23 protein-coding genes are annotated in these 22267 nt (G+C 69.7%); 15 read left to right on the forward strand and 8 right to left on the reverse strand.

Annotated features, from left to right (window positions below; genetic code table 11):
* Positions 1-3: 3 nt before the first annotated feature.
* Positions 4-204: a YdcH family protein gene (locus HL658_RS15925; RefSeq protein ID WP_180283301.1), complete on the reverse strand. Its 201-nt coding sequence runs from the start codon at positions 202-204 to the stop codon at positions 4-6.
* Positions 205-383: 179 nt separating this feature from the next.
* On the opposite strand from HL658_RS15925, the gene HL658_RS15930 reads away from it, so the two are divergent.
* Positions 384-1469: an ATP-dependent 6-phosphofructokinase gene (locus HL658_RS15930; RefSeq protein WP_180283302.1), complete on the forward strand. Its 1086-nt coding sequence runs from the start codon at positions 384-386 to the stop codon at positions 1467-1469.
* A 10-nt stretch (positions 1470-1479) separates the two neighbouring features.
* Positions 1480-1941 carry a TIGR02444 family protein gene (locus tag HL658_RS15935; protein ID WP_180283303.1) on the forward strand — a complete coding sequence of 154 codons (462 nt, stop codon included), beginning with the start codon at positions 1480-1482 and terminating at the stop codon, positions 1939-1941.
* A gap of 34 nt (positions 1942-1975) precedes the next feature.
* On the opposite strand, the gene HL658_RS15940 is transcribed toward HL658_RS15935, so the two are convergent.
* Positions 1976-2365: a hypothetical protein gene (locus HL658_RS15940; RefSeq protein ID WP_180283304.1), complete on the reverse strand. Its 390-nt coding sequence runs from the start codon at positions 2363-2365 to the stop codon at positions 1976-1978.
* An 82-nt stretch (positions 2366-2447) separates the two neighbouring features.
* Here HL658_RS15940 and HL658_RS15945 point away from each other — a divergent pair, with 82 nt between their 5' ends.
* Positions 2448-4220 (forward strand): tetratricopeptide repeat protein, encoded by a 1773-nt coding sequence (locus HL658_RS15945; RefSeq protein ID WP_180283305.1) that lies wholly within the window; start codon positions 2448-2450, stop codon positions 4218-4220.
* Here HL658_RS15945 and HL658_RS15950 read toward each other — a convergent pair.
* Positions 4204-4908, reverse strand: coding sequence for a carbonic anhydrase (locus HL658_RS15950; protein ID WP_180283306.1), 705 nt, complete (start codon positions 4906-4908; stop codon positions 4204-4206). The genes HL658_RS15945 and HL658_RS15950 overlap by 17 nt on opposite strands.
* A 70-nt stretch (positions 4909-4978) precedes the next feature.
* Positions 4979-5554 carry a UbiX family flavin prenyltransferase gene (locus HL658_RS15955; protein WP_196242261.1) on the reverse strand — a complete coding sequence of 192 codons (576 nt, stop codon included), beginning with the start codon at positions 5552-5554 and terminating at the stop codon, positions 4979-4981.
* 138 nt (positions 5555-5692) lie between these two features.
* On the opposite strand from HL658_RS15955, the gene HL658_RS15960 reads away from it, so the two are divergent.
* Positions 5693-5860, forward strand: coding sequence for a DUF465 domain-containing protein (locus tag HL658_RS15960; RefSeq protein ID WP_180283307.1), 168 nt, complete (start codon positions 5693-5695; stop codon positions 5858-5860).
* Between the two features lie 233 nt (positions 5861-6093).
* Here the strand turns inward: HL658_RS15960 and HL658_RS15965 are convergent, their stop codons facing one another.
* Positions 6094-6708, reverse strand: coding sequence for a DUF1013 domain-containing protein (locus HL658_RS15965; protein WP_246337633.1), 615 nt, complete (start codon positions 6706-6708; stop codon positions 6094-6096).
* A gap of 347 nt (positions 6709-7055) precedes the next feature.
* On the opposite strand from HL658_RS15965, the gene HL658_RS15970 reads away from it, so the two are divergent.
* The 6 genes from HL658_RS15970 to HL658_RS15995 are packed head-to-tail and all read left to right on the forward strand — an operon-like array spanning position 7056 to position 11750.
* On the forward strand, positions 7056-7946 hold the full coding sequence (locus HL658_RS15970; protein WP_180283308.1) for an isocitrate lyase/PEP mutase family protein: 891 nt from the start codon (positions 7056-7058) through the stop codon (positions 7944-7946).
* A gap of 28 nt (positions 7947-7974) precedes the next feature.
* On the forward strand, positions 7975-8958 hold the full coding sequence (gene dctP, locus HL658_RS15975; protein ID WP_180283309.1) for a TRAP transporter substrate-binding protein DctP: 984 nt from the start codon (positions 7975-7977) through the stop codon (positions 8956-8958).
* A 13-nt stretch (positions 8959-8971) separates the two neighbouring features.
* Entirely contained in the window at positions 8972-9544 is a 573-nt protein-coding gene (locus HL658_RS15980; protein ID WP_180283310.1) for a TRAP transporter small permease, read from the forward strand.
* A gap of 7 nt (positions 9545-9551) precedes the next feature.
* Entirely contained in the window at positions 9552-10838 is a 1287-nt protein-coding gene (locus HL658_RS15985) for a TRAP transporter large permease (RefSeq protein WP_180283311.1), read from the forward strand.
* A 30-nt stretch (positions 10839-10868) separates the two neighbouring features.
* A complete protein-coding gene (locus HL658_RS15990; RefSeq protein ID WP_180283312.1) occupies positions 10869-11264 on the forward strand; it encodes a VOC family protein in 396 nt (131 codons plus the stop codon).
* Positions 11265-11276: 12 nt separating this feature from the next.
* Positions 11277-11750: an anthrone oxygenase family protein gene (locus tag HL658_RS15995; RefSeq protein WP_180283313.1), complete on the forward strand. Its 474-nt coding sequence runs from the start codon at positions 11277-11279 to the stop codon at positions 11748-11750.
* Here HL658_RS15995 and HL658_RS16000 read toward each other — a convergent pair.
* Entirely contained in the window at positions 11747-12043 is a 297-nt protein-coding gene (locus HL658_RS16000; RefSeq protein WP_180283314.1) for a DUF1488 family protein, read from the reverse strand. The two genes, HL658_RS15995 and HL658_RS16000, sit on opposite strands and share 4 nt — an antisense overlap.
* A 188-nt stretch (positions 12044-12231) precedes the next feature.
* Positions 12232-13923: a methyl-accepting chemotaxis protein gene (locus tag HL658_RS16005; protein ID WP_180283315.1), complete on the reverse strand. Its 1692-nt coding sequence runs from the start codon at positions 13921-13923 to the stop codon at positions 12232-12234.
* A 202-nt stretch (positions 13924-14125) separates the two neighbouring features.
* Between HL658_RS16005 and HL658_RS16010 the strand changes: the two genes are divergently transcribed.
* Entirely contained in the window at positions 14126-14920 is a 795-nt protein-coding gene (locus HL658_RS16010; protein ID WP_180283316.1) for an SDR family NAD(P)-dependent oxidoreductase, read from the forward strand.
* A gap of 8 nt (positions 14921-14928) precedes the next feature.
* On the opposite strand, the gene HL658_RS16015 is transcribed toward HL658_RS16010, so the two are convergent.
* On the reverse strand, positions 14929-16959 hold the full coding sequence (locus tag HL658_RS16015) for an ATP-binding protein (RefSeq protein WP_180287643.1): 2031 nt from the start codon (positions 16957-16959) through the stop codon (positions 14929-14931).
* A gap of 242 nt (positions 16960-17201) precedes the next feature.
* Between HL658_RS16015 and HL658_RS16020 the strand changes: the two genes are divergently transcribed.
* The 4 genes from HL658_RS16020 (at position 17202) to HL658_RS16035 (ending at position 22263) form a co-directional block, all read left to right on the forward strand.
* The gene (locus HL658_RS16020; RefSeq protein WP_180283318.1) at positions 17202-17570 is read left to right on the forward strand and encodes a hypothetical protein; all 369 of its coding nucleotides are present in this window, start codon (positions 17202-17204) and stop codon (positions 17568-17570) included.
* Positions 17571-17687: 117 nt separating this feature from the next.
* On the forward strand, positions 17688-19997 hold the full coding sequence (gene glgX, locus HL658_RS16025) for a glycogen debranching protein GlgX (RefSeq protein ID WP_180283319.1): 2310 nt from the start codon (positions 17688-17690) through the stop codon (positions 19995-19997).
* Between the two features lie 58 nt (positions 19998-20055).
* Complete coding sequence (fbaA, locus tag HL658_RS16030) at positions 20056-21135, forward strand: class II fructose-bisphosphate aldolase (RefSeq protein WP_180283320.1); 1080 nt, start codon at positions 20056-20058, stop codon at positions 21133-21135.
* Between the two features lie 96 nt (positions 21136-21231).
* A complete protein-coding gene (locus HL658_RS16035; RefSeq protein ID WP_180283321.1) occupies positions 21232-22263 on the forward strand; it encodes a YeiH family protein in 1032 nt (343 codons plus the stop codon).
* Positions 22264-22267 lie beyond the last annotated feature (4 nt).

Raw genomic sequence — 22267 nt, forward strand, 5'->3', positions numbered from 1 at the left:
GCGTCACGCGATGATGTCCGGCAGCAGGCGGCTTTCGAGCTGGATGATCTGGTCCTTGAGAACGAGTTTGCGCTTCTTCAGCCGCTGGAGCTGGAGCTGGTCGAACGGTGCGCGCTCTGAAAGGCGGGCGATGACATCGTCGAGGTCGCGGTGCTCGCTCCTCAGTTCCGTCAGCTTGTCCTTGATCATATCCTGTTCGTTCATGTCGTCCTGGCGCCCGCTGTCCGCGCGAGAACCGAATATACCAGAATCCCCACAGCGGGATAACGGGAAACCGGTGATTGGTGGCGGCGATCATCGGCGGTGCGCCATTGCGGCGCAGCGTCTTTCCGGTAACACTACCGGGCGGGAACGGGTTCACGAGACATGGGGATCGGCATTCCATGACGGCCAAGAAGCGCATCGGCATCCTGACGAGCGGCGGCGACTGCGCCGGTCTGAACGCGGTCATCCGCGCGGTGGTCCACCGGGCGGTGCTCACCTACGGCTGGCAGGTCGTCGGGCTGAAGGAAGGGACGCAGGGCTTCCTCCATCGTCCCGTGGCCTATCAGGCGCTCGACCTGCGGATGGTCGACGGCAACATGATGCGGATGGGTGGCACTATCCTCGGCACCACCAACCGCGGCGATCCGTTCGCCTACCCGATGGCGGACGGCACGCTGAAGGACCGCTCCGACGAGATCATCGGCGGCTACCGCGAGCTCGGGCTGGACGCGCTGATCGGCATCGGCGGCGACGGCAGCTTCGCCATCCTGCGCAAGCTCGCGCAGAAGGGCGGGTTGAACCTCGTCGGCATCCCGAAGACCATCGACAACGATCTTGGCCTGACCGAAGTCTCCGTCGGCTACGACACCGCGGTCGGCGTGGCGGTGGAAGCGCTGGACCGGCTCCAGCCCACGGCGGCCAGCCACCAGCGCGTGATGGTGCTGGAGGTGATGGGGCGCGACGCCGGCCACATCGCGCTGGCGGCCGGCATCGCCGGCGGGGCCGATGTCATCCTGATCCCCGAGATCCAGTACACCATCGAAAGCATCGCCGCCAAGATCAAGCAGGTGCGCGCCACCGGCCGCAACTTCGCGCTCGTCGTGGTGTCGGAGGCTGTGAAGACGCTCGATGGCGGCGGTGCGATGAAGGAGTACCAGGGCGGTGAGAAGCGCTACGGCGGCATCGGCGCCTACATCGGCGACAAGATCGCGGAGGCCACCGGGGCGGAGACCCGGGTCACCGTGCTGGGCCATGTGCAGCGCGGCAGCATGCCCAGCCCGCGCGACCGGCTGATCGCGTCGGCCTTCGGCGTGCACGCGGTGGACCTGATCGCCGAGGGGCAGTTCGACCGGATGGTGGCGTGGTCGAACCGCGAGGTCATCAGCGTTCCGATCGCCGACGCCATCGCCCGCTACGCCTGCGTCGAGGCGGACGGCCCGCTGGTCAAGACCGCGCGCGGCCTGGGCATCAGCCTGGGCGACTGAGCGTGGCGCCGTGACCGGCAACCCCTTCTGGGACTTTTCCCTGGCCGTCTACCGGCGGGAGGGCGTGCCCGCGCTGTGCCTCGATCTCCAGGACCGGCGCGGGGCCGACGTGAACATCCTGCTGGTCGCCGCCTGGGCCGGGGCCGCCTGCGGCGTCCGGCTGGCCGCTGCCGATCTGGCGCGGCTGGACGCGGCCGTCGCTCCCTGGAGGGACGAGGTGGTGCGTCCGCTGCGCGCCGTGCGCCGCCGGGTCAAAGGGGAGGATGAGGGGCTCTACGCCCGCCTGAAGGCCACGGAGCTGGAGGCCGAGCGCATCCAGCAGGACCGGCTGCACGCCCTGTCCCGCCTGACCCCCGGAACACCGGGTGGCCGGGATCTCGTGCTCGCCAACCTGCGGCTTGCGCTGCCGCCGGAGGGACCGGCCGACGAGGCAGCCCTGTCGGCGCTGGCGGATGCCTGCGCGGGCGGCTGATGCGGCGTCACCTGAGCGGGCGGCTGACGCCGCGTCAGTGGCCCGATGACCGGGCGGTGCGCGGCAGCGGGCTTTGGGTGCTGGGCGTGGCGATCAGCACGGGTTTGCCGACGTAATAGACGAGGCACTTCTTCCCGCCGCTGAGCCGGGTCAGCGCCGCTTCCCACATGTGGCCCTGCGGGCCGATCACCACCATCTTGAGCTGGTCGAGCGACGGCACGATCTGGTGATCGTCCACATAGGTCTCAAGCGACTTCGGGCTGAAGGTTGTCTGCGGCAGCACGATTTGCCGGCCGTTCAGCTCCATGGTCACATCCTGCGCCCAGGGGCAGGGGTTGGCCGCCGCTCCCTCGCCGCCACCGCTGTTGGCCAGCGCCGGACCCGCTGTCAGGACCAGGGCCGCCACCGCCATCCGAATCGCCATTCCACCCACTCCGCGCACCAACGTTTCCACTCCCCACCCAACGCCCGCTACACTCCGCCGCGTCCCAGGAAAGGCGCCGCACATGGCCACCATCGCCGAGGCATACCGCATCGTCCTGCAGCTTCTGGATGCCGGACGTCGCTCCGATGCTGCCCGCGTTTGCATTAGCATTCTCGAAGCTGAACCGGAATCCGCTTTGGCCGCAAACCTGCTCGGCGTTCTCTACGAGGAAGCCGGCCAAAAGGATCGCGCATGGTCGCTTTTTCGTCGGGCCGTTTCCTGTCAACCACAGGTTAGCGCGTTCCAATCAAATGTGGCGAACGTCTTGAGTCAAAATGAACGATTCGCCACAGCGGACACCGCCTATCGGCACGCGGCCATGCTGGAACCGGAAGCCGCCGATCCACGGGCCAACCGGGCGCCGACCCTGCGCGCGCTCGGGCGGCCGGCGGACGCCGCGGAGAGCTGCCGCGGCGCGCTGGTGCTCGACCCGTCCCACGCCAACGCCCTGCACAACTTTTCGGACGCGTTGCTGGCCCTCGGAGAACTGGAGCCGGCCGCCCGCTGGGCCGGTCGGGCGGTCGCGGTGCGACCGGGTGCCGACGCGCTGTCGCTGCGCGGCGCCGCCCTGACCGCGCTGCACCGCTGGGAGGAGGCCGAGTCGAGCCTGCGGGCGGCGCTTCGGCTGTCCCCGCGTGCCGCCGACGCGTGGCAGAACCTCGGCGCGCTGCTCGCCAAGGCCGGGCGGGACGCGGACGCGCTGGCCGCCTTCGCCGAAGCCGCCGCCGCAGGTCCCACGACCAGCTTCGACTCCCAGCACGCCACGGCGCTTCTGGCGCTCGGTCGCGCGGGGGAGGCGGCGTCGGCCTTCGACCGCGCGCTGGCCGCGCGCCCGGAGGATGCGGGGCTGCGCTGGAACCGCGCATTCGCGCGGCTGCTCGGCGGCGATTGGACGCGGGGGTGGGAGGATTTCGAAGCGCGACGGCTCGACGACCGGGCGGCACCGCCTTGGCGTCCCTTCCCCCAGCCCGTCTGGTCCGGCGAGGATCCGGCCGGGCGCACCATCCTGCTCTACGCCGAGCAGGGGTTCGGCGACACCATCCAGATGCTGCGCTACGTGCCTCTGGTGGCGGCGCGTGGTGCCCGTGTGGTGCTGGAGGTGCAGCCGGCGCTGCGCGGCCTCGCCGCCGGGGTGGAGGGCGTGGCCGTTCTGGTCGCGCGCGGCGAGCCGCTGCCACCTTTCGACCTGGAATGCCCGTTGATGAGCCTGCCGCGGGTCTTCGCCACCACGCCCGACCATGTGCCGGGCGTTGTTCCCTACCTGCGCCCCGATCCGGAACGGCTGGCGCGCTGGCGGGCGGAGCTGGGCGAGGGCGGGGGGCCGGCGGTGGGGCCGAGGGTGGGGCTGGTGTGGGCCGGCAACCCGCGCTTTCCCGGCGACCGTCTGCGCTCGCCCCGGCTGGCCGCGCTGCGGCCCCTGCTGGATGTGCCCGGCGTGCGCTTTTTCGGGTTGCAGATGGGGGAGGGGCGGGCCGACCTGGAGCGGGTGGCGATGCCGGCCGGTTTCACCGACCTGGGGCCGCGCATCGGCGACTTTGTCGACACCGCGGCCATCATCGCCAACCTCGACCTCGTCATCTCCTCCTGCACGGCGCCGGCGCATCTCGCGGGGGCTTTGGGCGTGCCGCTGTGGCTGGCGCTGCCGCGGGCACCCGACTGGCGCTGGCTGCTCGACCGGGAGGACAGCCCCTGGTATCCGACCGCCCGCCTGTTCCGCCAGGGCCGCGTCGGCGACTGGTCGGACGTGGCGGAGCGGATGCGGGCCGCCCTGGCGGCACTCACTCGTACGGTCTGAACACCCGCTGCACGGGGTCGAGCGCCCACAGGTCGCCGGTCTCCAGATCGAACCACCAGCCATGCAGGTGCAGCGATCCGGCCTGCACCTTCTCCTTGATGCAGGGGAAGGTCATCAGGTTGTCGATCGAGCGCAGCACCGCCGCGCGTTCCACCAGGAACGGGTTCTCCGTCAGGCGCTGGAACACCGCCTGCCGGCGTTCCTCCGGGTCCTCGCCCAGCTTCTCGGCCTCGCTGACGGCGGCGGTGATGTACTGGTCGCAGGCTTCCGACGCGATCGATACCCAGGGCGCGATGAAGTCGCCGGTCAGCGACTCGCCGGCGCGCAGCCGGATCAGCCCCTGGATGCCGCCGCAGTGGGCGTGACCCAACACGATGACGTGGCGCACGCGCAGCACGCGCACGGCGTATTCCAGCGCCGCCGAGGTGCCGTGGTAGCCCTGGTCGGGACCATAGGGGGGAACGAGGTTGGCGACGTTGCGCACGACGAACAGCTCGCCGGGCTCGGCCTGCATCAGGAGAGCGGGGTCGACGCGGCTGTCGGAGCAGCCGATCAGCAGCACGTCCGGCTTCTGCCCCTCCTCGACGAGGCGCCGCATGGTGCCCGGCTCATCCTCATAGTGGCGGCTGCGGAAATTCTTCATTCCGGACATCAGCCGCCGGATGGCGAGATGCTGGTGGTGGGGCATGCTCGGTCGGGCCGGAAGGTTCGTGGACGGGACCGGTGACCGTACCCCGATCCGCCCGGCTCTCCAACAGTTACTGATCGGTCTCCCCCCAACGGCGGACCACCCCGGCCTCCAGCCCGAACAGGTCGAGCGCGCGGCCCAGCGCGTGGTCCACCAGATCGTCGATACCGCGCGGCTTGGCGTAGAAGGCGGGCACCGGCGGGTAGAGGATCGCCCCCATCTCCGCCAGCTGGGTCATCGTGCGCAGATGGCCGAGATGCAGCGGCGTCTCCCGCACCATCAGGACCAGCGGTCGCCGCTCCTTCAGCGTCACGTCGGCGGCGCGGGTCAGCAGGCTGGAGGTCACGCCGGTGGCGATCTCGCTCATCGTGCGGATCGAGCAGGGGGCGACGATCATGCCCAGCGTGCGGAAGCTGCCGCTGGAGATGGCGGCGCCGATGTCGGTGACCGGATACTGCACCGCCGCCCGCGCACGGACCTCCTGCACCTTCAGGTCGGTTTCGTGGGCCAGCGTCACTTCGGCGGAGCGGCTCATCACCAGATGCGATTCGACGCCGATGCCGCGCAGGATGTCGAGCAGCCGCACACCGAGGATGACCCCCGAAGCACCGCTGATTCCCACCACAAGTCTACGGATTGCGGTCATGGTTGCCTGTATATGACGATGTGGGGTACCCGTCCAGCCGGGATAGGAGGGCCTTGCAATTTCTCCGATTCGGTAACATCATAAATTCGCTCGTGCCGTATCGGGTAACTTATGGCACACTTCCGATGGAGGGAAATCATGGCGTTTGAGGACCGAATCGATTCCTTGCGCTCGAAACACCAAGCGCTCGACGCGGAACTCAAAATGGAAACCCAGCGACCTCTCCCCGATCCATCCACCATCGCCAAGCTTAAAAAAGAAAAACTCCGACTGAAGGACGAGATCAACCGCCTCGGCAGGCCCTGACGCGGGAGCGACAATCCCCTGAAACGCAAACGGCGTGTCGGTGGACACGCCGTTTTGCATTCCGGGACTTGGATGACGGGGGACGTGGCGGATACCGCTCGACCTGTTGTTGCGCGAAAGCCGCGGCCAAGGACATGCGCCGGTATTCGCCGCTTCGCCGACGCAACGACCTGCACGGACATGCCCGTGCAGGATGGGTGGGCGCAGACAGGACCGGCAGCGGCAACCGGCCGTTACGCCCGCTCGGAGTAGGGCATCTCCTCCTCGTCGTCCTCGTCCACCATGGCGGCGTCGCCCGCTTCCTCGTCATCGCCGGTGTCGCCGGGCAGGCGCTTGGACGCCTGGGCCAGCATCTCCTCCAGCTCGCGCTGGGTGCACAGGCCGAGCAGGACCGGATTGCGCGGCTTGATGTTCGGCGCGTTCCAGTGACTGCGGTCGCGCACCGCCTGGATGGTCGGCTTGGTCGTGCCGATCATGCGGCTGACCTGCGCGTCCGACAGCTCCGGGTGGTGCTTGATCAGCCAGGCGATGGCGTCCGGCTTGTCACCGCGTTTGGTGATCGGCGTGTAGCGGGGACCCTTGGACCGGGCCATCGGCTGCGGCAGATCGGGGACGAGCAGCTTCAGGCGCAGGTCCGGGTTCTTCTCGCAGCGTTCGATCTCCGCCTTGGTGAGCTGGCCGTTGGCCACCGGGTCGAGCCCGACCATGCCCACGGCGACCTCGCCATCGGCGATGGCTTGGATCTCCAGCGAATGCAGTCCGCAAAACGCCGCGATCTGTTCGAAGGTCAAGGCCGTGTTCTCGACCAGCCAGACGGCCGTCGCTTTCGGCATCAAAGGCAGTGCCATCCGTCCTCCTGACAACTCCAGGCCGGGCACCCCCGCCGGCGGCGGGCGCGTCCGGCCCCGATCCTTCCCGTGTTCAAGGCTTCACCCCTGCATATGGGGCTGAAACCGGTCATTTTAAGCGCGCCGGGCCGCAAGGGCCGGTTGCGGCCCCTGCCGACCGACAGTCACACCATCAGCTTTAGCAAGTCCGGTGTGTCCCCGGCAAACGAAGAAGCGTGCCGGACCGCGGGAATTCTCGCTTTCCGCGGTCCGGAGCGCGATGGTTGCGTCTGCCGACGATCCGGTGCTACCTCTTTCCTCCGACAGGCGCCCCCGCCGAGAGCGCGCCGTAGGGAGGAAACGACCGAATGAAGCGGACCACGCGGTTCAAGCAGCTCGTGCTGGCGCCCGAGATCCTTCTTCTTCCCGGTGTGCAGGACGCGCTGACCGCCCGCATCGCCGCGGATGCCGGTTTTTCGGCGATCACCTGCGGCGGCTACGCCACCACCGCCACCCTGCTGGGCGCGCCCGATACCTCGCAGCTCGGCATGACCGAGATGGCCGACCACTACGCCCGCATCTGCGACGCGGTGGATGTGCCGGTCTTCGCCGACGCCGACACCGGATTCGGCAACGTCACCAACGTACGCCGCACCGTGCGCGCCTACGAGCGGGCGGGTGTCGCCGGCTTCTTCATCGAGGACCAGGTCTATCCCAAGCGCTGCGGCCACATGCCGGGCAAGGCGGTGGTGCCGGTCGAGGAGATGGTCGCCAAGCTGAAGGCGGCGCTCGACGCCCGGCAGGACCCCGACCTGATGATCATGGCGCGCACCGACGCGCTGGCGGTGAACGGGCTGGACGACGCCATCGAGCGCGGCCGGCTCTACCGCGAGATCGGCGCCGACATGGTGTTCGTGGAGGCGCCGACCTCGGTGGAGCAGATGCGCCGCATTTGCGCGGAGATCGACGCCCCCTGCATGGCGAACAACGTGGAGGGCGGTTCCACCCCGATCCTGCCGGCGGCCGAGCTCCAGGCCATCGGCTACGCCGTCTCGGTCTTCCCCTGCGCCACCACCTACACCATCACCCACGCCGTCGGCCGGCTGATGCGCACGCTGATGGAGACGGGGAGCACCGACGCCGCCCGCGACGGCATGTTGGATTTCGACGCCTTCAACCGCTTCATCGGCTTGCCGGAACAGCGCAAGCGCGAAGCTGATCTCCAGGATTTCGCCCGCTCGAAGGCCGGCGGGCGCTGAAGCAATCAAGACAGGGAGGAAACCCACCATGAGGATGATTCTCGCGGCCGGCGTGCTGGCCGTCGCCACCACGGGCAGCGCCCTTGCCGCCGACGCGACGGTGATGCGCATCAGCCACCAGCTCCCGCCCGCCCATCACATCGCCAAGCTGGTCGAGCAGTTCGCCGCCGACGTGGAGCAGCGCACCGGCGGCAAGGTGGATGTCCAGACCTTCGGGTCCGAGCAGGCGTACAAGGCCGACCAGAACCACCCGGCCGTGGCCCGCGGACAGGTGGAGGCCGCCGTCTCCGTCAACTTCCAGTGGGGCAACACCATCCCGGAGATGAACGTCCTCACCCTGCCGTACTTCTTCACCGACCTGAAGCGGATCGAGAAATTCCCCGGCTCCGACCTGAACAAGCTGCTCGACGCCAAGCTGCTGGAGAAGGGAGTGCGCAGCGTCGCGTGGTTCTACACGACGCGCCAGTCGATCTTCACCTCCGCCAAGGCGCCGCTGCTGAAGGTCGAGGACTTCAAGGGCATCAAGATCCGCGGCCTGAACAAGCTGGTGGACAACGGCCTGACCGCGGTCGGCGCGGCACCCGCCGCCATGCCGGGGTCGGAGGTCTACCAGGCCTTGCAGACCGGGGTGATCGACGCCGGGTTGACCGACCTGTCCGCCGCCTACAGCCGCAAATTCTACGAGGTGCAGAAGTACGGCACGGTGACGCCGTTCTTCAGCGTGTACTTCCATATGTACGTCAACCCGAAATGGTGGGATGGGCTGCCCGCCGACCAGCGTACGGCCATCGCGGAGGCCGCCGCCAAGGCCGAGCGCGACGCCATCCCGCTGACCGAGAAGACCGCGGAGGACGCCGTCACCCAGCTCCGCGAGAAGGGCATGACGCTGCACGTGCAGACGCCGGACGAGGTCAAGGCCTTCGAGGCGGCCATGCAGCCGGCCGTGCTGGAAGCTTTCCGCAAATCCTCCGCCGATGCGCCGAAGGCGATCGATCTGGCGAACAAGCTGTAAGGCCGCAAGCGCGATGGGTGGTGGTCGCCGGGCGGCGGAGCGGGCGGTCGCGGTGCTGGACGGCATCGCGGCCGCTGTGGGCTGGATCGGGGTGGCGCTGGCGGCGGCGGGGTTGCTCGCGTCGCTGGCGCTGGTCGGCTACTCCGTGGCCATGCGCTACTTCCTGAACATGCCCGTTCCCTGGACCGACGAGCTGGTGGGCTACCTCCTGGTCGCCATCGTCATGCTGGCCGCCGCCGACTCGCTGCGTCGCGGCGAGCACATCGGGGTGGACGTGCTGACCGAGCGTCTGGGGGAGCGGGGGCGGCGGATCACCGCCGCCTTCGGCCTGCTCAGCGTCCTCGTGACCGGCGCCGCGCTCGCGGTGGACGGGTGGGACACGGTGGCCTTCACGAAGATGCTGGGCATCCTGTCCACCGGCTACCTCCAGATGCCCATGCACATCCCGCAGGCCCTCGTCCCCATCGGCGGCGCGCTGCTGGCGCTCGCCGCGCTGGCCGGTCTCGCCCGCATGGCGGTGGGCCGTCCGCCGCTGGAGGATGGCGGCGGCCACGGGGTGCTGCCGCCCTCGGCGAAGGCGGAGTGAGCGGCGCATGACCTTCCTGCTGATCCTCGGCGGCGTCGTCCTGCTGCTCTTCACCGGGCTGCCCATCTTCACCGGCCTGGGGCTGTTCAGCGCCGGGCTGATGCTGGCGACGCAGGGTGACCTGGGTGCGGTGTCGGAGATCGTGTTCGGCAAACTGAACACCTACCTGCTGGTGGCCATCCCGCTGTTCACGCTGATGGCGCACGTGATGATCCGCGGCCGGGTGGTGGACGACCTGTACGGCACCGCCCACACCCTGACCCGCCACCTGCCGGGCGGGCTGGGCATCGCCACGGTGGCCGCCTGCACGGTGTTCGCCGCCATATCGGGCTCCAGCGTGGCGACGGCGCTGACCATCGGGGCGGTCGCCATCCCGCAGATGATCCGCTACGGCTACGATCCCAAGGCGGCCTACGGCGTGGTCGCCGCGGGCGGCACGCTGGGCATCCTGATCCCGCCGTCGGGCCCGATGGTGCTGTACGGCGTGGTGTCCGACACCTCCATCGGCGGGCTGTTCATGGCCGGGGTGGTGCCGGGGATGTTGATTGCCGGCATCTTCGCGCTGTGGTGCGTGGTGCAGGACAAGCTCTCCGACCGGCCGGTGACCCGCGAGCCGGCGCCCTCGGCGCGGGAGGTCGCCGCGGCGCTGCGCCGTTCCTTCTGGGCGCTGATGTTGCCCGTCATCGTGCTGGGCGGCATGTATCTCGGTGTCTTCACGGCGACGGAGGCGGCGGGGGTCGGGGCGCTGGCCGCCCTGCTGGTGGCGGTCTTCGCCTACCGCGGCTTCGGTTGGCGCGACCTGTGGGAATCGGCGGTGGACAGCTGCCGCACCTCCTCCATGCTGTTCATGATCCTGGCGGCGGCCGGGGTGTTCGGCCACGCGCTGACCAAGCTGCGCATCCCGCAGGAGATGGTGGAACTGGTCGCCCATCTCGGCGTCGGCCCCATCGGTTTCCTGCTGGCGGTCATGCTGCTGCTGTTCGTGCTGGGCATGTTCCTGGAGACGATCTCCATCATCCTGATCACCACGCCGGTGGTGCTGCCGGTGATGGCGCACCTGAACATCCACCCCATCTGGTACGGCATCCTGCTGACCATCAATCTGGAACTGGCGCTGATCACCCCGCCCGTCGGCATGAACCTGTTCACGATCAAGGCGATCACCCGGGCGCCGATGGAACAGATCATCCGCGGCGTCATGCCCTACGTGCTGCTTCTGCTGCTGGGGCTCGGGCTGGTCATGGCCTTCCCCGGTCTGGCCCTGTGGCTGCCGGGAACGATGGCATTCCGCTAGACGACACACGTCCGCCAAGAAAGGCCGGTCATGGCAACCAGCGTCCGTACGTTCCTGATGTTCACCGGCCGGGCGGAGGAGGCGCTGGGCTTCTACCAGTCCCTGTTCCCGGAGGCCGTTGCCGGCCCGCTGCACCGCTACGGGCCGGAGGGGCCGGGTCCCGAGGGCAGCGTGATGACGGCCAGCCTGTCCGTCGCCGGGCACACGCTGATGATGACGGACACCTTCATCGATCACGGCTTCACCTTCACCCCGTCCATGTCCCTGTTCGTGGATTGCGCATCGGACGAGGAGATCGATCGGCTGTTCGCCGCCCTGTCCGACGGCGGGTCGGTGATGATGCCGCTCGGGAACTATGGATTCAGCCGGCGCTTCGCCTGGGTCGCCGACCGCTTCGGGGTGAACTGGCAGCTCAACCTCGTCTAGGAGCCGCCCTGGATGACGCCGTTGCTCGCCGAAGCGCTGACCGACCTTTCGGCCCTGGGCAGCGGGCTCATCGGTGGGGTGTTCCTCGCCTTCTCCAGCTTCGTCATGGCGGCGCTCGGGCGGCTGCCGAAGCCGCAGGGGATCGCCACCATGCAGGCGATCAACGTGGCGGTGCTGAACCCGGTCTTCCTCGGCCTGTTCCTCGGCACCGGGCTGACCGCCGCCGGGACGGCGGCGCTGGCGCTCGTCACCGGCACCGGTGTGGGTTGGGCGGTGGCGGGTGCGGTCCTCTACATCGTCGGCGGCATCGGCGTGACGGTCGGCGGCAACGTGCCGCTGAACGAAGGTCTGGCCCGCGTCGATCCCGCGTCGGACGCGGCGGCGGCCTTGTGGGACCTCTATCGCGTGCGCTGGACCGTCTGGAACCACGCGCGCACCGTGGCCTGCGCGGCCGCCATGGCGGCCTTCCTGCAGGCCGGGGGTTAGCCGGCGTCCGGCTCGCCCACGCGCCGCAGGTCGCGGGCGGTGAGGTGGATGTTGGCGTCGGGATCGAGGTTGCGGTCCATGATGCGCCGCTCCACCGCCCGCTCGAACAGTGGCTGGTTCAGGCAGACATGCTGCACCGCGTCCTCCGGCTTCGGCGTGTGGCCGACCAGCGACTGGAGCTGGCGGCGGGGGACGAAGACGCGGCCGTGATACTCCCCGACCGCCACGGCGAACTCCACGGCGTCGGCGTCCTCGTTCCAGGCGGGCTCTTCGGGGAAGGTGAAGATCGGCACGGCCCTGCGGCCTCCCTGACGGTGGAAAGCGGCAGGATAGCCGAAGGCGGGGGTGGGCCGCACCCGCCACCGGACTGTTCGTTGGGCCGTTGAGGCCCCGCGGGCTCGTGCCCGCGAAGGCAAGCGGCCGGATGGCCGCGCCCGCCGTCTGAGGGCCATTGATCGTTCACGATCAATGGTGCTTGGTGTTACGCGGTGCGGATGGCCGCCAGGAAGCCCTCCACCTCGCGGCGCAGGCTGTCGGCCTGGGCCGACAGGTTGCCCGATGCGTCCAGCACCTTGCCGGCGGCCGAGCCGGTGCGGGTGGCGGCCTCGTTCACCTGGGCGATGGTGTCGCTGACCTGACCGGTGCCCCGCGCCGCTTCCTGCGCGTTGCGGCTGATCTCGCTGGTGGTGGCGTTCTGCTCCTCGATGGCGGCGGCGATGGCGGCGGCGATCTCGTTCATCGTGGTGATGGTGCCGGCGATGCCCTCGATGGCGCCGACGGTGCGCTGAGTGGCCGCCTGGACGTTGGCGATCTGGGACGCGATGTCCTCGGTCGCCTTCGCCGTCTGGTTGGCGAGCGTCTTGACCTCGCCCGCCACCACGGCAAAGCCTTTCCCCGCTTCCCCCGCCCGCGCCGCCTCGATGGTGGCGTTCAGCGCCAGCAGGTTGGTCTGCTCGGCGATGCTCTGGATCAGCTTGACCACCTCGCCGATGCGCGCCGTCTCGCCGGCCAGACCGCGCACGGAGCCGGTCGTCTCCTCCGCCTCGCGCACCGCCTTGGACGCGATGTCGGTTGAGCGGCTGACCTGCCGGCCGATCTCCTGGATGGAGGCGGCCATCTCCTCGGCGGCGGCGGCGACCGTCTGCACATTGGCGCTGGTCTGCTCCGCCGCGGCGGCGCTGGCGGTGGCCTGCCCATTGGTGTGGCGGGCGAGCCCGGCCATGGTCTCGGCGGTGCTGGCGAGGTCGCCCGACGCCGTGGCCAGGTTGCCGAACACGCCGGCCGCGTGCCGGTCGAACTCCTGCAGCAGCCGTTCGATGCCGTCGGCGCGCTTCTCCTTGGCGGCCTGCTCGGCCGCACTCTCCGCGGCGACACGGTCGGCCTCGATCATGCCGTCCTTGAACACCTGAAGCGCACCCGCCATCTGGCCGATCTCGTCGCGGCGGCCGACGCCGACGATCTCCGCGGCCATGTCGCGCGCCGCCAGCCGCTTCATCGCCGTGGTCATGGCGACCACCGGGCGCGACACCCCGTAGACGATGAGGATGCCCATGAGGGCGGCCGACAGGGTGGCCGCCACAATGGCAACGAGGATCCACAGCCGCGTCGTCTCGTAGATGGCGGCCCCGCGCTCCGCCGCCGCCGTGCCCCCGGCGCTGTTCAGCGCCACGTTGCGGGCCAGCAGGCTGCGGGCGCGCAGGAAGGTGTCGCTCATCTCGTAGCCGAAGAGCTGTCCGGCCTCGCGCATCCGGCCCGCCTCGACCTCCGCCAGCATCTTCCGCCCGGTCTGCAGGTAGGAGTTCCATTCCAGGGCGAACTGCTCCGTCAGCGTGCGCTCATCGGGCGAGCTGATCATGGTGCCGTAGGCCTGCCACGCTTTCTCCCGCTGCTCCAGGGCGGCGGTGCGGCGCTTGATGGCGTCCTGGGCCGCAGCCTCGGTCGGGGCCAGCAGGATCGCCGCCTCGGTGTTGCGGACCTGTTCGGTCGCGGTGGACAGGTGGCCCAGCGCCGCCACCGAAGGCAACCAGTCCGTCCGGATCTCCGCCGCCGACTTGTTGACGGCCGCGATCCGGTCGACGGCGAACAGGCCGATGGCGATCACCACCAGGGCGGCCGAGGCGAAGGCGAAGCCGATCTTGAAGCGGATGGAAATATCGTTGAACTGGCGCAGCATCTCTCGTCTCCATGGGATGCCCCGGGCGGAGCGTCTTCCCCGTCACCGCGCCATCCCCATCCTCCCCGCATCGTGGCGGGGCCTTCTTCCTTCGGTATGCTTGAGACGGTTGAAAGGAAGATTAACTCGTGTGCGAATAATTTGATTGCCGGCGGGAACAACCGGGTGATCCCCTGCCGGCCTCATCACAGGAGATGGCCCCATGGACCTCGATCTCAGCAACCGCCGCGCTCTTGTGACCGGTTCGACCGCCGGCATCGGCTTCGCCATCGCCCGCGGCCTTGCCGCCGCCGGTGCCGCGGTCGTCGTCAACGGCCGCTCGGCCGAGAGCACGGAGCGCGCCGCCGCCCGCATCCGCGACGCGGTGCCGGGCGCCGTCGTGGACCCGGTCGCAGCGGACACCGCCACCGCCGAGGGGGCGGAGACGCTGTTCGCCTGCGTGGACGCGGTGGACATCCTGGTCAACAACCTCGGCATCTTCGAGCCGAAGCCCTTCTTCGACATCCCCGACGAGGATTGGCGCCGCTTCTTCGATGTGAACGTGCTCAGCGGGGTGCGGATGGCGCGTCGCTACGCGCCCGGCATGAGGGACCGCGGCTGGGGGCGCATCCTGTTCGTGTCGAGCGAATCGGCGCTGAACATCCCGAAGGAGATGATCCATTACGGCATGTCGAAGACGGCCCAGCTCAGCGTTGCGCGCGGGCTGGCCGTCGAACTGGCGGCGACCGGGGTGACGGTGAACGCCATCCTGCCCGGCCCGACCCGCACCGAGGGGGTGATCGACTTCCTGAAGAGCCTGGCGGACGCCAGCGGGCGCAGCGTCGAGGAGGTGGAGACCGAGTTCTTCCGGACCGAACGGCCCGGCTCCCTGATCCGCCGCTTCGCCGATCCGGAGGAGGTGGCGAACCTCGCCGTCTATCTCAGCAGCCCCGCCGCGTCCGCCACCACCGGGGCCGCCCTGCGGGTGGACGGCGGGCTGGTCGGCACCATCGCGTAGGGAGGGCGCTACGGCGGCGGTGGGGACTCCCCCAGCGCCGCTTCCAGCAGCGTCACCAGCTCGGCGATCTGGTAGGGTTTGGGCAGGACGTGCACGTCCTGGATGTTCGAGACGTCCTCGCTGTAGCCGGTGGTCAGCACCACCGGCAGGCCGGGGCGGGCGCGCCGTGCGGCGTGGGCGAGGTCGATGCCGTTCATCGCGCCGGGCATGACCACGTCGCTGAACAGCAGGTCCACCGGCGCACCGCTGCTCAGCACCTCCAGCGCCTCCGCGGCGTTGCCGGTGCGCACCACCGCATAGCCGGCATCCTCCAGCGCCGCGGCGACCATGGAGGCGACCACCGGGTCGTCCTCCGCCAGCAGAACGCGGGCGCCGGCCCGGTTCCCCGTGGCGGCGGGCAGGTCGGGTGCCGTACCGGAGACCGGCTTGGTGGTGCGTGGCAGCAGCAGCGTGATGGAGGTGCCGCGGCCGGGTGCGCTGTCGATCTCCACCCGCCCGCCGGACTGGCGGGTGAAGCCGTAGACCTGCGCAAGCCCGAGGCCGGACCCCTTGCCGACCTCCTTGGTGGTGTAGAAGGGCTCGAAGGCGCGCGCCTGCACTTCCGGCGCCATGCCGGTGCCGGTGTCGGCGACCGTCAGCCGCACCATGTCGGGCGCATCGTCGCCGCCCGGCAGATTGGCGGCGCTGACCGTCAGCCGGCCGCCGGCGGGCATCGCGTCGCGGGCGTTGACGGCAAGATTGATCACCGCCAGCTCCAACTGCGTCGGGTCGACCTCGACCGGCCACAGGTCGGCAGCGAAGGCGGTTTCGATCGCGATGTCGGCGCGCAGCGCCCGCAGCAGCAGTTCCGACATGCCGAACACCCGGTCGCGCAGGCTCAGCGACTCCGGGTGGAGGCTCTGGCGCCGGCCGAAGGCCATGAGCTGCTGGATCAGCCGGGCGCCGCGGTGGATCGCCTGTTGCCCGGCCTCCACCAGCGGGCGGATGGCGGGGGCGCCGCCGGTCCGGCGCTCGATCATCTGCAGGCAGCCCGTCAGCGCCTGGAGCAGGTTGTTGAAATCATGGGCGACGCCGCCGGTGAGCTGGCCGATGGCCTCCATCTTCTGGGACTGACGGAGCTGCTCCTCCGCCAGCCGCTGCTCGGTCATGTCGCGCCCGCAATAGAGGAACAGCCCCTCGGTGCCCGTGGTCCCCTTCTCCAGCGGCGCCACTACGACGTTGAGCGTCATGGGCTGGCCGTTGAACCGCCGCTCCGTCTCGTAGCGCACGGGGCGGCCGAGCTTCAGGCATTGCCGGGCGCGCCGCACGATGTCGGCCGCGGTGGCGCGGTCCCACAGCTCCTCGGGCGACCGGCCGACGATGTCGCGCCGTGACAGCCCGTACTGGCGCTCGCCGGCCGGGTTGACGTCCTCGTAGACGAAGCGCCCGTCGGGTGTGATCCGGGCGAGGAACAGGAACTCCGGCGAGGCGTCGAAATAGCCCTGGAAGCGCGCCTCGCTGTGCAGCAGGGCGCGCGTGCGCTCCTGCACGCGCTCCTCGCCGGCCTTCAGCCGGGTAAGGGCGCGGGTGTGCGCCACCGCCGCCCAGATGCGGTCGGCGGCGATGCGGGCGAAGGTCACCTCGGCGCCGTTCCAGGCGCGCGGGGCCGAATCCTCGATCGTCAGCACCGCGGCGGTCCGGCCGCCCAACTCCACGGGAACGACCAGCAAAGCCCGGCGTAGGGCGTCGGCGGGGCGGCCGGTGGTGATGGTGCGCGGATCGGTGCCGGTGTCCCCGACCACCACCACCCGCCCGCCACGCAATTCGTCGGCCAGGCCCGACCATTGCCGGCCGGGCCAGGACGGTGCGCCGCCGTCACGGTCGCCATCGCCGCCATCCAGATCGGTGAATTCGGCCCGTGCCGGAGCAAGCGCCCGGCCGACGACCTCGAGCGCGCCAGCGGTGACCGCCGCGGCGTCATCCAGATCGCGCAGGCGGTCACCGAGCTCGATGAGTGCCCGGTCAAGCGCATCGCCGGTGGCCGCGGTGTCGTCATGCAAGGGATCGGCCGGAGGGCACGTCATCGTCGTCCCGCCGGGGCAAGGCGGGCCGGTGACGCAGGACCGAACTGACCGACACCCGTTCTCATGGACCAACTATACGCGCTACCACCGAATGCGCACAATCTTGGCGCGCGTGGACTTTGGGCATAGGCGGACATCCCCGGGCAACGGCGCCCGTGGACGGAACCACCGGCCGACACGATCTCACACGCGTCAGCCCCTCGAACCGGGAGACGGCCATGGCCGCCCGCAGAACCACGACAGCGCTCGCCCTCCTCATCCTCACCGGGTGCGCCACCGCCATCGCCCCGCCGCCGCGCGCCGCACCGGACCCGGGCACGTTGTCGGCGCTGGAACGGTTCGGCCGCCATCCCTGCACGGGCCGGGTGGCGGAGGTGCTGGCCGGCCTGGGCGTGCCGGGATCGGCGGTGACGGGCGTGACCTACGACGAGCGCCGCTACCTGAACCGCGAGCGGCCCTGGGGCTACGATGTCTGGGTCCAGCGCGCGGGGGAACCCGGCGCCCTCGTCGTCAGCGTCGACGACATCTGTGTCCCGCAGCAGGTCTATGCCCGCGGCGGGGCCAGCCTGCCAGGCGGGAGGGGCTGAACCGAGCCGGGCGCGCGGACGGAACATCCGGGCGCGTCCGGGGTTACCCCGCCGCCGCGGCGCACATGCCGCGGCTTGGCCGCGCTCTCGGCGCGGCAGCGGATCGGGGAGCCACGCATGGCGTTCATCAACAGGACCACCTCGCGCATCGCCGAAGGATCGCCTTTCCCACTCGGCGCCACCTGGGACGGGCTGGGCGTCAACTTCGCGCTGTTCTCGGCCAACGCCACCAAGGTGGAGCTGTGCCTGTTCGACGAGAACGGCGACACCGAGCTGGAACGCATCGAGCTGCCGGAATTCACCAACGAGATCTGGCATGGCTATCTGCCCGACGCGCGGCCCGGCATGGTCTACGCCTACCGCGTACACGGCCCCTACGCGCCGGAGGAGGGGCACCGCTTCAACCCGAACAAGCTGCTGCTCGACCCCTACGCCAAGGGGCTGATCGGCGAGATCCGCTGGGACCCGTCGCATTTCGGCTATGTGATGGACTCGCCGGACCTCGACCTGTCCTTCGACGAGCGCGACAGCGCGCCCTTCATGCCGAAATGCAAGGTGGTCGACCCCGCCTTCACCTGGGGTCACGACCGCCGGCCCTCGATCCCGTGGGAACGCACGATCTTCTACGAGACGCACGTCAAGGGCTTCACCAAGCTGCACCCGGCGGTGCCGCCGCAGCTGCGCGGCACCTACGGCGGCCTCGCGGTGAAGGAGGTGATCGACTACATCAAGAGCCTGGGCGTCACCTCGGTTGAGCTGCTGCCGGTGCACGCCTTCGTCCAGGACCAGCATCTGGTCGACAAGGGGCTGGCGAACTACTGGGGCTACAACTCCATCGGCTTCTTCGCGCCCGAGCTGCGCTATTCCGCCACCAACAAGCTGACCGAGTTCAAAGAGATGGTCGCCCACCTGCACGACGCGGGGCTGGAGGTGATCCTGGACGTGGTCTACAACCACACGGCGGAAGGCAACGAGCGCGGCCCGACCCTGTCCTTCAAGGGCATCGACAACGCCAGCTACTACCGGCTGATCCCCGACCAGAAGCGCTACTACATCAACGAGACGGGGACGGGGAATACGCTGAACCTGTCCCACCCCCGCGTGCTCCAGATGGTGACCGACAGCCTGCGCTACTGGGTCAACGAGATGCACGTGGACGGCTTCCGCTTCGACCTCGCCACCATTCTCGGCCGCGAGCCCTATGGTTTCGACGAGGGCGGCGGCTTCCTCGATTCGTGCCTGCAGGACCCGGTTCTGTCCAGCGTCAAGCTGATCGCCGAGCCGTGGGACTGTGGCCCCGGCGGCTATCAGGTCGGCGGCTTCCCGCCGGGTTGGGCGGAGTGGAACGACACGTTCCGCGACACCGTGCGCGCCTTCTGGAAGGGCGACGAGGCCAAGATGCCCGAACTCGCCGCCCGCCTCACCGCCTCCGCCGACCTGTTCAACCGCCGCGGCCGCAAGCCTTGGTCCAGCGTGAACTTCATCACCGCGCACGACGGCTTCACGCTCCAGGATCTCGTCTCCTACAACGACAAGCACAACGAGGCGAACGGCGAGGGCAACAACGACGGCCACTCCCACAACCTGTCCTGGAACCATGGTGCGGAGGGGCCGACCGACGACCCCGAGATCTGTGACCTGCGCTTCCGACAGAAATGCAACCTGCTGGCGACTTTGCTGTTGTCGCAGGGCACGCCCATGCTGCTGGCCGGCGACGAGTTCGGGCACAGCCAGGGCGGCAACAACAACGCCTATTGCCAGGACAACGCGGTCACCTGGCTCGACTGGGAGGCCATCGACGAGGACGGGCAGGCGCTGACCGCCTTCGTGCGCCGGTTGATCGCCATCCGCCAGTCCTTCCCCATGCTGCGCCGCAGCCGCTTCCTGACGGGGGACTACAACGCGGCGCTCGATGTGCGGGATGTGCGCTGGCTCACCCCCGACGCCACCGACATGGACGAGGCGCATTGGCACGACGGCAACGCCCGGTGCATGGGCATGCTGATGGACGGCCGCGCCCAGGCCAGCGGCATCCGCCGCCCGGCCATGGACGCCACCACCCTGCTGGTGGTCAACGCCCACCACGACGTGGTGCGCTTCACCCTGCCGGAGGTGGCCGGCGGCGACAGCTGGCGCTGCCTGCTCGACACCAACCTGCCGGAGCGCGACGACTCGCCCCGCTTCACCACCGGGCAGAGCTACGACGTGACCGGTCGCTCCCTGCTGCTTTTCGCCCTGGAGCCCAAGGACAAGTCGTCCGTGGCGCTGCGCCGCGCCGCCCGTGCGCTCCGTGCCATCAGCGAGGAACCGGCCCCCACGCCGCAGCTGGCGCCGGTCGAACCCGCCGCCCAGTCACCGGTGGAGCCGGCGCCTCCTGCGCCGACCGACCCCGCATCGACGGGACCGGCTGTGCCGACGCGCCCTTGACCAGGGGGGCGGGTGCGGGCAGGCTTGGTTGGAAACGCCGCCGAAAGGATCGCGCACCATGGCAGCCACGGCCCGACTGAAGCCCGGCGTCGTCTCCGGCCCCGACTATCGCGCGCTGATCGCCGCCTGCCAGGAGGGCGGCTACGCCCTCCCGGCGGTCAACGTGGTCGGTACCAACAGCGTCAACGCGGTGCTGGAGGCGGCGGCGAAGAACCGTTCCGACGTCATCATCCAGCTTTCCAACGGCGGTGCCCGCTTCTTCGCGGGGGAGGGGATGAAGGACGCCTTGCAGGCCCGCATCCTGGGGGCGGTGTCGGCCGCACGCCATGTCCATCTGCTGGCCGAGCATTACGGCGTGGCCGTGGTGCTGCACACCGACCACGCCAACAAGGGCCTGATCCCCTGGGTGGAGGGGATGATCGCCCATGGCGAGGCGGAGTTCGCGCGCACCGGCCGGCCGCTCTTCAGCTCCCACATGCTCGACCTGTCGGAGGAGCCGCTGGAGGAGAATCTGGAGGCCTGCGCCCGCATCCTGACGCGCCTCGCCCCGCTGGGCATGAGCCTGGAGATCGAACTGGGCGTCACCGGCGGCGAGGAGGACGGCATCGGCAGCGAGGATCTGGACAGCGCGCACAACGCCCATCTCTACACCCAGCCGGAGGACGTGCTGCGCGCCTACGAGCTGCTGGCGCCGATCGGGCATTTCTCGGTGGCGGCCAGCTTCGGCAACGTGCATGGCGTCTATGCCCCCGGCAACGTGAAGCTGAAGCCGGAGATTCTCGGCGCCTCGCAGGCGCTGGTGGCGGAACGGCATGGCGGCGGGCCGAAACCGCTGCCGTTGGTCTTCCACGGCGGTTCCGGCTCGGAGAAGGCGAAGATCGCGGAAGCGGTTGGGTATGGCGTGTTCAAGATGAACATCGACACCGACTTGCAATTCGCCTTCGCCGAGGCGATCGGCGGCTTCGTTTTCGCCAACCCCGCCGCCTTCCGCCACCAGATCGACCCCGACAGCGGCAAGCCCCTGAAGAAGCTCTACGATCCCCGCAAATGGCTGCGCGAGGGCGAAAAGGGCATCGTCCACCGCCTCGACGAGGCCTTCGCCGATCTGGGGTCGGCGGGGCGGTCGCTGGCCGGCTGATCCATCGATCCAGTCGAACGTTTCAACAAAACCAATGCGTTTGACCGAACGGTTGAGCGGCGCACATAAGGGGCGCCCTCAACGGTCTCCACGGTCATGAACGCCCACGCACCCGCCCGCCAACCCGCCGCATCCCTCGCTTCCCCCACCACCGGCCTCTGGCCCGGCCTTCTGTTGTCGGCCGGCATCGCCGGGCTGGCGATGGGGCTGAACCGGCTTCCCGGTCTGGCGGCGGTCAGCCCGATGATCCTGTCCATCGTGATCGGCATGGCCATTGGCAACACGCTGGGCATTCCGGCCAGCGCTCGCGCCGGGGTCGTCTTCGCCATGCGGCGGCTGTTGCGGGCCGCCATCGTGCTGCTGGGTCTGCAACTGTCGGCCGCGCAGGTGATGCAGGTCGGTGCCAGCGGCGTGGCGGTGATCGCGGCGACGCTGGGGGCCAGCTTCCTGTTCACCCTATGGCTCGGCCGGCGGCTCGGGGTGGAGCGGGGGTTGACCGAACTGATCGCCGCCGGGACCGCCATCTGCGGGGCCTCGGCGGTGGTCGCCGCCAACACGGTCACCCGCGCCCGCGACGAGGATGTGGCCTACGCCGTCGCCTGCGTCACGGTGTTCGGGTCGCTCGCCATGGTCGCCTACCCGCTGCTGGCCGGGCTGATGGGGCTGGGGCCGCACGCCTTCGGGCTGTGGGCCGGGGCGTCCATCCACGAGGTGGCGCAGGTGGTGGCCGCCGCCTTCCAGGCGGGGCCGCAGGCGGGGGAGTTCGGCACGATCGCCAAGCTGACGCGGGTGATGATGCTGGCGCCGGTCGTCCTGTTGCTCGGCCTTGTTGCCGCGCAGCGGATGGGTGGCGCCGGCCGGGAAAGGGCGTCGGTGCCGGTGCCGTGGTTCGTGCTGGGCTTCGCGGCTCTGGCCGCACTCAACAGCGTGGTGACCATCCCGACGGGGGTGAAGGAGGCGGCGGGGCTGGCCACCGGATTCCTGCTGTCCACCGCGCTGGCGGCCATGGGGCTGGAGACCGATGTCGGGAAGCTGCGCGCCAAGGGGCTGCGCCCGCTGCTGCTGGGCTTCGCGTCGGCGCTGTTCATCGCCGCCGTCGGGCTGGCGCTGGTGACGGTGACCCTGTAATCCC

This window comes from Azospirillum oleiclasticum, from assembly GCF_013423485.1.
Taxonomy (GTDB): Bacteria; Pseudomonadota; Alphaproteobacteria; order Azospirillales; family Azospirillaceae; genus Azospirillum; species Azospirillum oleiclasticum.

What these genes read in the sequence shown, in the direction of transcription:
- HL658_RS15955 (WP_196242261.1), bottom strand. Translation starts at nt 5,554, where the DNA reads ATGACCGCAATCCGTAGACTTGTGGTGGGAATCAGCGGTGCTTCGGGG.
- HL658_RS16010 (WP_180283316.1), top strand. Translation starts at nt 14,126, where the DNA reads ATGGACCTCGATCTCAGCAACCGCCGCGCTCTTGTGACCGGTTCGACC.
- glgX (WP_180283319.1), top strand. Translation starts at nt 17,688, where the DNA reads ATGGCGTTCATCAACAGGACCACCTCGCGCATCGCCGAAGGATCGCCT.
- HL658_RS15925 (WP_180283301.1), bottom strand. Translation starts at nt 204, where the DNA reads ATGAACGAACAGGATATGATCAAGGACAAGCTGACGGAACTGAGGAGC.
- HL658_RS15995 (WP_180283313.1), top strand. Translation starts at nt 11,277, where the DNA reads ATGACGCCGTTGCTCGCCGAAGCGCTGACCGACCTTTCGGCCCTGGGC.
- HL658_RS15965 (WP_246337633.1), bottom strand. Translation starts at nt 6,708, where the DNA reads ATGGCACTGCCTTTGATGCCGAAAGCGACGGCCGTCTGGCTGGTCGAG.
- fbaA (WP_180283320.1), top strand. Translation starts at nt 20,056, where the DNA reads ATGGCAGCCACGGCCCGACTGAAGCCCGGCGTCGTCTCCGGCCCCGAC.
- HL658_RS16020 (WP_180283318.1), top strand. Translation starts at nt 17,202, where the DNA reads ATGGCCGCCCGCAGAACCACGACAGCGCTCGCCCTCCTCATCCTCACC.
- HL658_RS15980 (WP_180283310.1), top strand. Translation starts at nt 8,972, where the DNA reads ATGGGTGGTGGTCGCCGGGCGGCGGAGCGGGCGGTCGCGGTGCTGGAC.
- dctP (WP_180283309.1), top strand. Translation starts at nt 7,975, where the DNA reads ATGAGGATGATTCTCGCGGCCGGCGTGCTGGCCGTCGCCACCACGGGC.
- HL658_RS15950 (WP_180283306.1), bottom strand. Translation starts at nt 4,908, where the DNA reads ATGCCCCACCACCAGCATCTCGCCATCCGGCGGCTGATGTCCGGAATG.
- HL658_RS15960 (WP_180283307.1), top strand. Translation starts at nt 5,693, where the DNA reads ATGGCGTTTGAGGACCGAATCGATTCCTTGCGCTCGAAACACCAAGCG.
- HL658_RS15940 (WP_180283304.1), bottom strand. Translation starts at nt 2,365, where the DNA reads ATGGCGATTCGGATGGCGGTGGCGGCCCTGGTCCTGACAGCGGGTCCG.
- HL658_RS15970 (WP_180283308.1), top strand. Translation starts at nt 7,056, where the DNA reads ATGAAGCGGACCACGCGGTTCAAGCAGCTCGTGCTGGCGCCCGAGATC.
- HL658_RS16035 (WP_180283321.1), top strand. Translation starts at nt 21,232, where the DNA reads ATGAACGCCCACGCACCCGCCCGCCAACCCGCCGCATCCCTCGCTTCC.
- HL658_RS15930 (WP_180283302.1), top strand. Translation starts at nt 384, where the DNA reads ATGACGGCCAAGAAGCGCATCGGCATCCTGACGAGCGGCGGCGACTGC.
- HL658_RS15990 (WP_180283312.1), top strand. Translation starts at nt 10,869, where the DNA reads ATGGCAACCAGCGTCCGTACGTTCCTGATGTTCACCGGCCGGGCGGAG.
- HL658_RS16005 (WP_180283315.1), bottom strand. Translation starts at nt 13,923, where the DNA reads ATGCTGCGCCAGTTCAACGATATTTCCATCCGCTTCAAGATCGGCTTC.
- HL658_RS15985 (WP_180283311.1), top strand. Translation starts at nt 9,552, where the DNA reads ATGACCTTCCTGCTGATCCTCGGCGGCGTCGTCCTGCTGCTCTTCACC.
- HL658_RS15945 (WP_180283305.1), top strand. Translation starts at nt 2,448, where the DNA reads ATGGCCACCATCGCCGAGGCATACCGCATCGTCCTGCAGCTTCTGGAT.